The following is a 13,150-nucleotide window of genomic DNA, read 5'->3' on the forward strand; positions in this document are numbered from 1 at the left end:
AGACGCGCTCGTACAGGCCGTTCTTGGAGCGGAAGTAGTAGTGGAGGAGGGCCTTGTTGATGCCGGCCAGATCGGCGATCTCCTGCATGCGTGCGCCGTCCCGGCCCTTCCTTGAGAAGACATTCAGGGCGGCCTCAAGGATCTGCTGCTCGGTGTCGAGCGCGTCGGCCGGTGCCTTGAGATCTGTGCTGGTTGCTGCCGACAAGACTGTGAATGCAAATTAACAATTTGGTGTAACTATTAAGTTAAATGTTTTGGTTAACAAATGAAACTGCATTTCCTTCCTGTTTTTGGTGATCAGGGGCGGAAGATTACGTTCCGGTGCATATTTGACGCGTCGACAGAGGGTGTATGAGGGCGTGTCGCTGGCTTGCTTTCCGTACTTCGATTGCCGCAAAATCCACCCCAGGGGCTCGGCGCCGCCGACTCATCATTACCCGTAGCAGCCCCGCATGTCAGTCGGGCGGTTCGGTCCAATATGTCCTCCGCCACGTGGATCAGGAGCGTATCTTCTGCGCACGCCATTTTGACGACCACCAGATTGACTCTCGCAGCAGCAGCGCATGATCGGCACGACTATATCGCATTACCGGATCATCGAGCAGCTCGGTCAGGGCGGCATGGGCATCGTCTACAAGGCGGAGGATACGCGACTCCACCGTCTCGTTGCGCTGAAGTTCTTGCCGCCTCAGATGAGCGGCAACGAGGATGCAAAACAGCGCTTCATGCAAGAGGCGCGCGCGGCTTCGGCACTCGACCACGCGAACATCTGCTCGATATTCGACATCGGCGAGGCGCCCGTGCCTGGCTCGGATGCGACGCAGCTCTTTATCGTCATGGCGTTCTATGATGGTCAGACGCTAAAGTACCGGCTCCAGGAAGGGGCGCTACCGGTCACGGAGTGCTTGGACATCGGATCTCAACTTGCGAGTGGTCTCCAGCGGGCGCACGCGGCGGGCATCGTTCATCGAGACATGAAGCCCGCCAACATCATGGTCACGGATCACGGCGAGGTCAAGATTCTCGACTTCGGAGTAGCCAAGCTCGCGGGCGGACTGGAGTTGACGCAGACGGGCTCTACACTTGGAACGGCAGCCTACATGAGCCCCGAGCAGGCTCGCAACGAATCGGTGGATCATCGTACGGATCTGTGGTCGCTCGGAATTATTCTGTACGAGATGATGACCGGTCGGCGGCCGTTTGAGGGCGACTACGACGCAGCGATTGCGTACGCCATCCTGAACGAAGCCCATCCGCCGATTGAGACGCTCCGCGCTGAGGTGCCGCACGAAGTCGCAGCGGTCGTGGATGAACTCTTGCAGAAAGATCCGGCCAACCGGTATCAGTCTGCCGCAGAGCTTTCGGCTGCGCTGGAAGACGTTCGAGCTTCCTCCGCAGGTCCGCCGGGCAAAACCACCAGGCGCGTAAAGCGGAGCGGCTGGACAAAGACGCAGCTGTTCTCCGCTGCAGCGGCGCTGACGGTCGTGATGCTGGTCGCTATCGTTGGACTCTTCCTCAATTACTCCGGGGGCGTCGATGGTCAGCCGGCGCCCGCGACGAGCAGCGGCACGGATCAGGCCCGTGCAATCGCCGTCCTTCCATTTACGGATCTGAGTCCGGGCCGTGACCACGAATACATCGGCGATGGCATAGCCGAAGAGCTGATGTACGGACTCAGTAAGCTCAAGGATCTCAGGGTTGCCGCGCGATCCAGCACGTTCTACTTCAAGGATAAGAACGAGGACATCAGTACTATTGCAGAGCAACTCAGTGTCGACCTGGTCCTGGAGGGAAGCGTACGTCGCGACGGGGATAATCTGCGCGTGACGGCAGAGCTGGTAAATGCGGCCGACGGGTTCCAATTGTGGAGTGAGCGATATGACCGCAGAATCGACGACGTCTTCGCCGTGCAGGAAGACATCACACGCTCCATTGTTGGTGCACTCCAGATCGAATTGACGGGGGCTGAGTCATCTCGTCTAAGTCAGCACGGCACCGAAAACCTGGCCGCCTACACGCTCTATCTGCAGGGGAGGCAGCAGTGGGATTCGCGCACGGAAGAGGGACTGGGTAGATCCGTCGAACTCTTTCAGCAGGCCATCGAGCTCGACCCCGACTATGCCCGAGCATATGCCGGACTCGCCGATGCATTGACGATTTCTGCGGACTGGGGACATCTCCCCGCCCTTGATGCCTTTGAGCGTGGACGGGAGGCGGCAGAAACGGCGGTCCGCATCGACCCCGATCTTGCCGAGGGATACGTTGCCCTGGCGATGATTCACGGTCAGTTCGATCGGAGGCTGGAGTCCGCGAAATCACTCTTTGAAAAAGCTCTCTCCCTGGATCCGGACTACGCCACCGGGCACCAGTGGTTTGCAGAGATGCTTCAGGCCCTCGGCGAGTACGATGCCTCGGAGGTCCACCTGCAGCGTGCCCTGGAGGTAGATCCGCTGTCCCCCATCATAAATGCGAGCCAGGCCATTCCGTACGTATCGTCTCGGGATTTCGAGGAGGCTCTCCGATGGTCCAAGCGGTCGCTCGAGGTCTTTCCGGACTTCGATATGGGCCGACTCCATCTTTCTATGTCTTACTTCGGGATGGGAGACCGGCGCCTGGCACTTGAGGCAGCAGAGAAGTGTCAATTGATCGATTGTCTTGGACTGTCCGCCATGATCCTGGCCCTGGAGGGTAATGAGGCGGATGCTCGCGCAATTCTCCTCCGCATCGAAGGGATCAATGGTGGCAGCATAAGCCCGATCGTGGAAGCCTGGGCCCACATCGGTCTCGGTGAGTATGACGCGGCAGCCGAATTGCTGGACGAAGCTGCGGGCCTCGGGAACTCATATCTGAACTACTTTGCCTGGTCGATCTACGATCCCATCCGCGAGGACCCGCGATTCCGAGACCTGCTTACACAGCTCGGCTATCCGTAATCCTCCAGTCATCTGGTGGCCACGCCCACATCCACCGCACAGCGCAATGCGCGAGTATCCAACTAGTAGTGCTTCAGCGCGAAGACTCCCGCCAACGCCACAGCAAGAACGCCGACCGCGATGATCACCCACGACATGTCGAGTTCACCGCCGCTGCTCGTCTCAGTATAGAACAACACCAGTCCTCCAAGAAGTGCCATGAGTCCCACGGGTATCGTGAGCCTGGACAGCGCATTCACATTCGGACGACTCCCTGACTTGCTGGCGAGTGCCACCAGATCCTGGTAGAACGGCTTCCGATCCTCAAACCAGTCCTTCCTGAGCCCCTCACTCAACACGGTACGGGCGTCCTCGGATATATCCCGGCGATCACTCTCGGTGAGCCTGACAAGCATCGTGTGCGCCTGCTGGGCATCGCGCTTGCATTCATAACCGGCGAGCAGCTTCAGGGCCGCCGCCAGCTCCTTATGGTCGTCGTTGGGTGTCGCCCGATTGTGGATTACGGGTACGAACATGAGAATCACCCTCAGTCAGTCGTCATGCTTCCGTGCTGCGGTCTGTATGCCGGCAAGGTAGGAGTTATGTCGCCATTCCTCTGCGATGCAATCCCCTACGTTTCCCCGTGGCTCCAGTGACAAAGCGAAATGTGCGAAACTGTACATCCGCCGCCTCGTACCGGTGTTGACGCATCTCAATCTCACAAACCCTTCCGATTCAATGCGCCTCACGCTCACTATCGTTCTGCTTTGCACGGTACAGGTAGTCCTGTCTCAGCCTTCTCTTCCGGAGTCGCCTGTTCGATACGATACGGACCTTCTGGCCCCATCGTTTCACCAGGGCCGCAGGGCCGCATTGTCCAGCGCCATTCCCGCTGGCACCGTGGGCGTCATTTTTGGTGGAGCGGAGCGCAACCGGGAAAACGATGTCTCCTTCGAATATCGCCAGTCGAGCGACCTCTACTACCTGACGGGCACAACGGAGCCGGGTAGTGTTCTGCTGCTGGCGTCGGGAGGTATCGAAGTCGACGGTGAGGCGGTTACGGAACTTTTGATGGTACCGCCCCGGAATCCGATGATGGAGTCGGTTATCGGTCGTCGATTCGGCGTCGAGCGCGCGCAGGTCGAGCTAGGCATCCAACTCGTTGTCGGTAACGATCGTTTCGAAGAGATCGTTGGCGGGCTGGCCGAGCGGAAGGACATTCGCTTCGCGCATCTTGCGTTGCCCGAAGGTGTCGAGGAGACCTCCGAACTGGGCGCACAGGTCGGGTTCTTCAGGCAGATCGCGAACCCCTTTACGATGGAAACAACGGGGCGCATGGCGCGCATGGCGGGGCAGTACATGATGATGGCAGATGCGGATCAGTTCGATCGGCTGAAAATGTTTGCGGCATCCCGACTTCAGGCCGACAACTTCGAGGGCACGTCGCGCGATATGTTCGACGCCCTTGTCGCGGCGGAGACATATGACGACTGGATCACATGGAGGCGGGAGAATATCGATTCGCAGTATGCTGACGGGATGACGCTGCAGACTGCGCTGGCACAGCTCAGAATGGTGAAGACCGACGAGGAGATCACCCTCATGCAGCGCGCAATTGACATTACGGCCGCTGCGCAGCGCGAAGCGATGAAGTCTATCGAGCCCGGCATGCATGAGTATGAGATCGAGGCTCTCATTGAATATGTCTTTCGGAGAAATGGTGCCGAGTACACGGGCTTTCCGAGTATCGTAGGCAGCGGGGAGAATTCGACGGTACTCCACTACGAGAGCAACCGGCGACGAATGGAGGCGCACGACGTCGTCGTAATGGACATCGGTGCGGAGTACCACGGCTACAGCGCGGACATCACGCGCACCGTTCCCGTCGATGGAACGTTCTCTTCGGAACAGAGGTCGCTCTATGAACTCGTACTTCGCGCCCAGAACGCGGGCATCGAGGTATCCCGGCCCGGCAACATGTTCAACGATCCGGATGCCGCGGCGCGTGCGGTAATCTCCGACGGGCTGGTGGAGTTAGGCCTGATCGGAAGCGCGGAGGAGTCGAGGCGCTTCTTTGTTCACGGGACCAGCCACTATCTGGGCCTCTACGTCCACGACGTCGGCGACTATGGTCCACTGCGACCGGGCACGGTGATCACCGTCGAACCCGGCATCTACATTACGCCCGCAGACGATGTCGATCCGAAGTGGTGGAACATCGGAATCCGGATTGAGGATGACGTGCTTATCACGGAAGGCGATCCTGTCGTGCTGTCCGCGAAGGCACCGAAAACGGTGAGTGAGATCGAAACCCTGATGGCTGCGAAAGGCCTGGGCAATGAAGAAGCCGGACTCGTAGACGTGAATGGAGTGGAGCACGACTAGCGTCGAACTCGAGCACTTCCGCGGGTCAACGCTCGTTCCTAGACCGCCATGTGCTCGGTTCGTCGGATGATCTCGTTCTGCAGGTCCTCACCCAGGTCGACGAAGTAGTCGCTGTATCCGGCGACGCGGACGATGAGGTCCGAGTACTTCTCCGGATGCTGCTGTGCCTCGCGAAGGATACCGGCCGTCACGACGTTGAACTGGATGTGATGCCCGTCCATCGTGAAGTACGATCGCACCAGGTGCATGAGCTTCTCCACGCCGCTCGGGTCGCTGAGGAATTCAGGCGTAAACTTCTGATTCAACAAAGTGCCACCCGTCCTCAGATGATCGATCTTGGCGGCAGATTTCAGCACCGCCGTGGGGCCGCTGCGGTCCGCACCCTGAACGGGCGAGACTCCTTCCGATAGCGGTTCACCTGCCAGTCTTCCGTCCGGTGTCGCTCCCACTACGCTGCCGAAATACACGTGGCTGGTGGTCGGAAGAAGATTGATGCGATGATGCCCGCCTTTTGTATTCGGCCGGCCGTCGACTGCATCGAAGAACGCCTCAAAGACAAGCTTCATGACGTCATCCGCATCATCATCGTCGTTTCCATATCGCGGTGTTTCTTCCAGAAGTGAGGCCCGAAGGTCTTCAAATCCGGAGAAGTTGGACGCGAGCGCTCCAAGCAAGGTCTCCATCCTTGTTGATTTGCGATCGAAGACGTGATGCTTGATTGCGGACAGCGAGTCCGTGATGGTCCCGAGGCCGACACCCTGTATGTATGACGAATTGTAGCGCGCGCCGCCCGCGTTGTAGTCGACTCCGCTAGCAATGCAGTCGTCAATCAGGATCGACATGAAGGGTGCCGGCAGATAGCGTGCGTACAGGTCCTCGATGATCCGGTTACCCTTGATCTTGATGTTAACGAAGTGGTCAAGTTGGCGCCTGAAGGCGTCGAAGAAACCCTCAAACGTGTTCCAACTTTGAGGCTGACCTGTCTCGATCCCGACCATGTCACCAGTTCGCGGATCCACTCCGTTGTTCACCGCGATCTCCAGCACTTTGACGAGATTGAAATACCCCGTCAGGATATAGGCTTCCTTTCCGAACGCGCCGGTCTCGACGCATCCGCTGGCCCCGCCGTCACGCGCATCTTCGATGGACTTACCGTGGCGGAGCATTTCCTGGACGAGGGCCTCGGTATTGAACATCGACGGCTGCCCGAATCCGGTCTTCACGACGTCGATGGCACGCTTCACGAACCGGTCGGGGTTCTTCCGGCTGATCTGCACCATCGAGCTGGGCTGGAGTAACCTCATTTCCTCGATGACGTCGAGGATGAGGTACGTCAGCTCGTTGACGCCGTCCGACCCGTCGGACTTGACACCGCCCACGTTGATCAGGCAGAAGTCCGTGTACGTTGCGCTTTCCCGTGCGGTAACGCCCACCTTCGGGGGTGCGGGCTGGTTGTTGAACTTGATCCAGAACGCCTGCAGAAGTTCACGCGCCTGATCCTGAGTGAGTGTTCCGGCCGCGATCTCTCTCTGATAGAAAGGGTAGAGGTGCTGGTCGAGGCGCCCGGGATTGAACGAGTCCCACGTGTTGAGCTCGGTGATCACACCCAGATGCACGAACCAGTAGTACTGCAGCGCCTCCCGAAACGTGCGCGGGGCATGAGCGGGAACGCGACTGCACGTCTCCGCGATTGTCGTCAGCTCGGACTTGCGTTCCGCGTTCGGTTCATTCGCAGCCAGTTCACGTGCTTTCGCCGCGTGTCGTTGCGCGAACCGCACGATAGCGTCCGCCGCGATCGACATGGCCTGAAGTTGATCTCGTTTCTGTAAAGCGCGTGGATCTTCCAGGAAGTCGATCGACGAGAGGCTCTCTCTGATGTCGTTCTTGAAATCCAGAAAACCTCTTCGATAGATCTTGTCATCGAGTACCGTATGGCCCGGTGCACGCTGCTCCATGAACTCGGTGAAGACTCCGGCGCCGTAGGCGGCCTTCCATTCGTCGTCGAGAGCATTGAAGATCCGATCTCGAATCGAGCGTCCCTTCCAGAACGGAAGCAACGTATCTCCGGTCACGCGCCGCGTGTGCTGGTCTACGGCGTACGGGATCTTGTCGCGATCATTGAGGATGTCGAGATCGTCAAGCGTGTGCGTGCAGATCTCGGGATACGACGGCGTCGACTTCGGACGCGGTCCTCGCTCACCGACGATGAGTTCACCCTGATCGATGAATATCTCTTTGTGATCGAGAATGTGAGCGAACGCCAGGGCTCGCGCTTCGGGTACCGACGTTCGATCCGGAACACCGGTCTTGTAGAACTCCGTGATCAGCTCGGCTCGCTCTGACGAAAGATGAGGCTTCGCGTCGAGGCTCTTCTGCCGGAGTGTTCGGATTCGTTCGTTCATAGTCATCCGCCGATTTTGACATCCAGGTCGTGCCCGGAAAAAAGAGTCCGGATCGCCTGTAATTCGTCGGGCGTTTGTTTCTGAAGATGGTCCATTGGATCGGTCTTTCCGAACCGACGATACTTGTCTCGTGCAATCGTGTTGTAGGGTAGCAGGTGCAAATCCGTGACACCGTCCATTGAGTCTACCAGACTTCTGATGTCCGTCAGGTTCGTGGTCGTGTCTGTAATACCGGGAATGAGAGGTACCCGGATAATAACGTGCGCACTCGCATCGTGCAGGCGCTTCAGGTTTTCTATGATCTGGTCGTTGCTCACACCGGTACGCAGCCGATGCTGCTCATCATCCACGATCTTGAGGTCGTAGAGGAACAGGTCGGTCTCCGGCAGCAGTGGTTCGATATCCGACCATGCCGCATGGCCGGAGGTGTCGATTGCGGTCTGGATGTTTCGGCTTCGACACCCACTCAGAAGTGCGCCCAGAAAAGCCGGTTGCATGAGCGGTTCGCCGCCGGAGAACGTGACACCGCCTCCCGACTGATCATAGAAGATCACGTCCTTTTCGATTTCCGACAGACACCTTTCGGCCGTCACCTCTTTTCCAACGACTCCCGGCTCGTCTGGTCGCAGCCAGCGCGCACACCGATGATACCCGTTCATCGGAAGTGCCTCGGGGCGGTGGCGCCGGCTCTCCGGATTGTGGCACCACTGGCAATTGAGCGGGCATCCCTTGAAAAAAACCGTCGTACGGATTCCCGGCCCGTCGTGAACTGCAAAGCGCTTAACATCGAATATGATGCCGGACTGGCTCATGGGCCGGGATGGCGGTGTGTAATGGTACCGGAAGAATCTACTGTGTCGATCGCAAACACTAATGACGCATTTCGGGACCGGACGCGAAACGGGTTGATACCTGCGCGACGTGCGATGGATTCCCTTACGGTGATGGCGACGTCACTCGCGGATATGACCGTCGCCGATGACGATCCATTTGTATGTCGTCAGCTCCTCGAGCCCCATGGGCCCGCGAGCGTGCAGTTTCTGAGTGCTTACGGCCACCTCTGCACCGAGGCCGAACTCACCGCCGTCCGTGAAGCGTGTGCTCGCGTTCACATAAACGGCTGCGGAGTTCACTTCGGAGATAAATCGCTCCGCGTTGGTCTGGCTGTTGGTAAGAATGCTGTCGGAGTGCTCGGTGCTGTGTGCCTGTATGTGAGCGATGGCGTCGTCGATGTGTCCAACGATGCGCACTCCCAACACCAGCGACAGCCACTCCCGATCGAAGTCATCCGGACCCGCTTCGGTCACATTCACTTGTCCCCCGAGCTTCTTGAGCATCGCGAAGGCTTCCTCCTCGGCACGGATCTCGACGCCGCTGTCGGCCAGTCGACTTGCGACCGCCGGGAGCACAGTACCGGCCACCGATCGATGCACAAGAAGTGTGTCCAGAGCATTACATACACTGGGCCGTTGCACCTTCGCGTTCTCCACAATATCAACGGCCCGATCGAGGTCTGCGCTCTCGTCAATGAAAATGTGACAGATGCCCATTCCGCCCGTGATAACGGGGATTGTGCTCTGTTTGCGGCATAGCTGATGCAGTCGCGCCCCGCCGCGTGGTACGATCATGTCGACGTAATCGTCGAGTTGGAGCAATTCGGTTACAAGAGCGCGATCGGGGTCGTCGATGTACTGTACGGTGTCGACGGGAAGTCCAGCCGAATCAAGGGCATCTCGGATCACGTTCGTCAGTGCCATGTTGCTGCGAATCGTCTCGCTTCCACCGCGAAGGATGACCGTGTTGCCCGTCTTTACGCACAGTGTTGCGATATCAATGGTCACGTTGGGCCGAGCCTCGTAGATCACGCCGAGGACTCCGATTGGCACACGCCGTTTCGTGAGGCGGAGGCCATTGGGCAGGATGCGGCTCTCGATGTCACGTCCAACCGGATCGGGGAGGTCGATGATTTTGCGGGTGTCACGGGCTAGCCCCGTAACGCGTACCTCATCCAGCAGGAGTCGATCAAGCAGAGCGTCATTCAAGCCGTTGGCTCGCGCCTTATCGACGTCGGCGGCGTTTTCTGTAAGGATCTCTCGCGTGTTCTTCTCGATAGCCGTCGCGATCGCCTCGAGCGCGTCATTCTTCTTCCGCGTTCCCACGGAGGACAGTACACGCGACGCCGCACGAGCACGCTGGCCCAGGAGTTCGAGTTTTGTTGTCGTCACTTGATTCATATCGGTATATCAGAGCACGATCATGTCGTTTCGGTGGACTACGACAGGTCCGAATGCATAACCCAGAATATCCTGAATCCCGTCCGAGTGGGCACCTGCTATGCGATGTGCTTCCACAGATCCGTAGCGTGAAATCCCGATGGCGATCTCCTTTCCACCTGCATCGGCGATCGCCACCGGATCGCCCCGATCGAATGCGCCCGTGATGTTGGATATACCTGCCGGTAGCAGGCTGCTTCCGTCGGTGATCAGCGCGCGCGCCGCACCCTCGTCGACAATGATACGTCCGTCCGGACGCGAACCCGCGAGTATTCGTTTCTTCCGCTGTTCGAGGGGGCTTTCACGGGCTCGGAACACGGTCCCGACCGGCTCTCGCCGCGCAGCGCGAAGGATGACGTTCGCCGTGTGCCCTGAGGCGATAATCACGTCGGCCCCTGCTCTGCGCGCGGTATCGGCTGCTTCCAGCTTGGTCACCATGCCACCCACGCCCAGGCCCGAAGTGCTCGTACCGGCGAGTCTCTTCAGCGTATCGTCGATCGCCTGTACTTCGGGAATGAGTTCGGCCTCCGGGTTCTTCGCGGGGTCGGACGTGAAAAGGCCTTGCTGATCGGTTAGCAGCAGCAGAAGATCGGCCTCCGCTACCAGACCGACGAGCGCCGACAGATTGTCGTTGTCACCGACTCGAATCTCGGCTGTTGCGACAGCGTCATTCTCGTTCACGATGGGTACGATTCGGTGCTCAAGAAGGGTGAGCAGGGTGTCTCGAGCGTTCAGGAAACTCAGGCGGTGGCCGATGTCCGCGCGCGTTAACAGAACCTGCCCAACGGGAATGTCAAAAAGGTCGAACAGGCTCTCCCAGGCTCGGATCAAAGAAGACTGGCCAACCGCGGCAAGCATCTGCTTCTCGGAGATAGATGACTCATGGCCATGATATCGCAGCTTCTCGCGTCCTGCGGCAATCGCTCCCGAGGAACATATGATGAGGTCCAATCCCTGACGATGAAGATCAGCGGACTGGCGGACGAGCTCGACCATGTGCGAGCGATCCAACTTGTCAGTTCCGCTGGTCAGAACACTGGTTCCAACCTTGACAATGATCCTCTTGTACATATGCGGTGATGTGCTTCAGGGTGGCTGGCAGTGCCCCCGATAACCCCTTCCGGGGCAAGATAGGGCCATCGGGCGGCCATGTCACAGACAAACGCTGCATACCCGGACGCCTGCGCTGCCGCTGGAATTGCTGCGACTGGATCAGGTGTATCCCGAAAGAATTCCGGATCGTGAACATTCAAATTGCATTTTCCGATCCGCAGGTGTAATAACGTTTAGACCAGACGCTTACACTTTTCAGGAGAGATCCATAATGGCCAGTGCTTACATCAGCCGAACATACCGTGGCACGACGATTGTCGCGCTGCTAGCTCTCCTCTGCATGCCGACAGCGCCACGTGTCCTGGGTCAGGACGCCGCTGATGTTGTCGTTGTTCGAGCCGGCCGCATGCTCGACGTGAACACCGGCCGAGTGATTTCGAACGCCCGCGTCATCGTCACCAATGATCGAATCACGGCCGTTGGAACTGATGTCCCGGTGCCACCCGGTACCATCGAGGTTGACCTGAGCGATTACGTGCTGCTGCCGGGGCTCATCGACACGCATACCCACCTGCTGCTCCAGCCCGACTACTCCGACGAGAACCCGATTCTGTACAAGTCGATTCCGTACCGCACCGTGGAAGGAGTTGCAGGCGCACGCGCCACGCTTATGGCGGGCTTCACGACGGTTCGCGACATCGATTCTGAAGGCGCCGACTGGGCCGACGTGGCCCTTCGAGATGCCATCGAAGACGGGCTTGTGGAGGGTCCTCGGATGCAGGTGGCGACACGTGCCATCAGCATCACCGCGGGCCATATGAATCAGTCAGGCCTGGCCCCGCAAATTGACGTACCCCAGTTCGGCGCCATCGCCGACACACGAGACGAACTCATCCGCGAGGTGCGTCACCAGATCAAGTACGGAGCCGACCTGATCAAGCTCTACACCACGGGCACACTTCGCCATATCAATCCCGTGACGATGAAGGTCCTGTCGCAGTACAGCTACGATGACATTCGTGCGGTTGTCGAAGAGGCCGCTCGATTCGAGAAGCCCGTCGCCATCCATGCCTACGGCGGTCCCGGTGCTACCGACGCCGTCCGCGCGGGTGCGTACTCCATCGAACACGGGTTCTTGCTGGACGACAAGACACTTGACCTCATGGTCGAGCACGGCACCTACTGGGTACCCACGATGTACGTCTACATTCCGGAAGGCCCCAAAGAATCGTGGCCGGATCTCAGAGCGAAGATTGTCGCGTCTCACGAGCGAGTCTTCCGCAGCGCGATGAATAAAGACGTTCGGATCGCGTTCGGCACGGATGCGGGAGCCTTGGCCCACGGCGATAACTTCCGTGAAATGGAACTCATGGTCGACTACGGGATGTCTCCATTGGATGTGATTCGCTCGGCGACATTGACAGCCGCCGCGTTGATGGGGATGTCTGCAGACGTCGGTAGTATCGAGGTCGGTAAGTTCGCCGATCTCATCGCCGTTCGCGCGAATCCAATCGACGACATCACGACACTGCACGACGTCGTCTTTGTGATGAAGGGCGGCCAGGTGTATCAGGCGCCGGCAGGAATCTGGGAGTAGTGGACGCGACGAGCCGGACTGAATCGACGAATGCTGCCGGGGTCTTCGATTCCGACCGTCCGCGATTCCCGTGTCGTGATACGAACGCGAGGCACAGGCACCGGAGCCTGCGTATATTTTGTGTCACACACGGCCGTTCAACATGAGCCAAAGATCCCACAACTCTATGCACAACAAAAACTTATGGCTGGTTTCGATCAGTGTTCTACTGCTCGCTGCGTGTACAGACGCGGAGCGTCCAGACATGGCTGACGATGCCGCGGCAACTTCGATTATCACGCAACAGATCGACTATACGTCCGGCGACGTTACGATGAAGGGCTATCTCGCCTATGACTCGTCGATCGACAGTCAGAGACCTGGAGTGCTTGTCGTGCACGAATGGTGGGGTCACAATGAATACAGTCGTCGGCGCGCGGAGATGCTTGCTGAACTCGGTTACACCGCACTGGCCATCGACATGTATGGCGACGGCAAGACAGCGGAGCATCCCGACGACGCTATGACGTTCGCACAACAGATCGGCAG

10 protein-coding genes are annotated in these 13,150 nt (G+C 58.6%); 4 read left to right on the forward strand and 6 right to left on the reverse strand.

What is annotated here, in order from left to right; all coding sequences use genetic code 11:
• A partial coding sequence (locus HKN37_11965; GenBank protein ID NNE47360.1) for a helix-turn-helix transcriptional regulator occupies positions 1-205 on the reverse strand: 205 nt, incomplete at its 3' end.
• Positions 206-563: 358 nt separating this feature from the next.
• Here HKN37_11965 and HKN37_11970 point away from each other — a divergent pair.
• Complete coding sequence (locus HKN37_11970) at positions 564-2,933, forward strand: protein kinase (GenBank protein NNE47361.1); 2,370 nt, start codon at positions 564-566, stop codon at positions 2,931-2,933.
• Between the two features lie 62 nt (positions 2,934-2,995).
• Here the strand turns inward: HKN37_11970 and HKN37_11975 are convergent, their stop codons facing one another.
• Complete coding sequence (locus HKN37_11975) at positions 2,996-3,448, reverse strand: hypothetical protein (GenBank protein NNE47362.1); 453 nt, start codon at positions 3,446-3,448, stop codon at positions 2,996-2,998.
• A gap of 202 nt (positions 3,449-3,650) precedes the next feature.
• Between HKN37_11975 and HKN37_11980 the strand changes: the two genes are divergently transcribed.
• Positions 3,651-5,297, forward strand: a complete 1,647-nt coding sequence (locus HKN37_11980; GenBank protein NNE47363.1) for a M24 family metallopeptidase — start codon at positions 3,651-3,653, stop codon at positions 5,295-5,297.
• 38 nt (positions 5,298-5,335) lie between these two features.
• Here the strand turns inward: HKN37_11980 and HKN37_11985 are convergent, their stop codons facing one another.
• The 4 genes from HKN37_11985 to proB form a co-directional block, all read right to left on the reverse strand.
• On the reverse strand, positions 5,336-7,699 hold the full coding sequence (locus tag HKN37_11985) for a glycyl radical protein (protein NNE47364.1): 2,364 nt from the start codon (positions 7,697-7,699) through the stop codon (positions 5,336-5,338).
• A gap of 2 nt (positions 7,700-7,701) precedes the next feature.
• Positions 7,702-8,511, reverse strand: a complete 810-nt coding sequence (locus tag HKN37_11990; GenBank protein ID NNE47365.1) for a glycyl-radical enzyme activating protein — start codon at positions 8,509-8,511, stop codon at positions 7,702-7,704.
• 141 nt (positions 8,512-8,652) lie between these two features.
• Complete coding sequence (locus HKN37_11995) at positions 8,653-9,933, reverse strand: glutamate-5-semialdehyde dehydrogenase (protein NNE47366.1); 1,281 nt, start codon at positions 9,931-9,933, stop codon at positions 8,653-8,655.
• Between the two features lie 9 nt (positions 9,934-9,942).
• Positions 9,943-11,043, reverse strand: coding sequence for a glutamate 5-kinase (gene proB / locus HKN37_12000; GenBank protein ID NNE47367.1), 1,101 nt, complete (start codon positions 11,041-11,043; stop codon positions 9,943-9,945).
• 253 nt (positions 11,044-11,296) lie between these two features.
• On the opposite strand from proB, the gene HKN37_12005 reads away from it, so the two are divergent.
• Complete coding sequence (locus HKN37_12005; GenBank protein ID NNE47368.1) at positions 11,297-12,622, forward strand: amidohydrolase family protein; 1,326 nt, start codon at positions 11,297-11,299, stop codon at positions 12,620-12,622.
• A 244-nt stretch (positions 12,623-12,866) separates the two neighbouring features.
• Positions 12,867-13,150: dienelactone hydrolase family protein (locus HKN37_12010; protein NNE47369.1), on the forward strand; the 284-nt coding region annotated here is incomplete at its 3' end.

It is taken from the genome of Rhodothermales bacterium, assembly GCA_013002345.1.
Classification (GTDB): Bacteria; Bacteroidota; Rhodothermia; order Rhodothermales; family JABDKH01; genus JABDKH01.

What these genes read in the sequence shown, in the direction of transcription:
- HKN37_12005 (NNE47368.1), top strand. Translation starts at nt 11,297, where the DNA reads ATGGCCAGTGCTTACATCAGCCGAACATACCGTGGCACGACGATTGTC.
- HKN37_11975 (NNE47362.1), bottom strand. Translation starts at nt 3,448, where the DNA reads ATGTTCGTACCCGTAATCCACAATCGGGCGACACCCAACGACGACCAT.
- proB (NNE47367.1), bottom strand. Translation starts at nt 11,043, where the DNA reads ATGTACAAGAGGATCATTGTCAAGGTTGGAACCAGTGTTCTGACCAGC.
- HKN37_11990 (NNE47365.1), bottom strand. Translation starts at nt 8,511, where the DNA reads ATGAGCCAGTCCGGCATCATATTCGATGTTAAGCGCTTTGCAGTTCAC.
- HKN37_11980 (NNE47363.1), top strand. Translation starts at nt 3,651, where the DNA reads ATGCGCCTCACGCTCACTATCGTTCTGCTTTGCACGGTACAGGTAGTC.
- HKN37_11970 (NNE47361.1), top strand. Translation starts at nt 564, where the DNA reads ATGATCGGCACGACTATATCGCATTACCGGATCATCGAGCAGCTCGGT.
- HKN37_11985 (NNE47364.1), bottom strand. Translation starts at nt 7,699, where the DNA reads ATGAACGAACGAATCCGAACACTCCGGCAGAAGAGCCTCGACGCGAAG.
- HKN37_11995 (NNE47366.1), bottom strand. Translation starts at nt 9,933, where the DNA reads ATGAATCAAGTGACGACAACAAAACTCGAACTCCTGGGCCAGCGTGCT.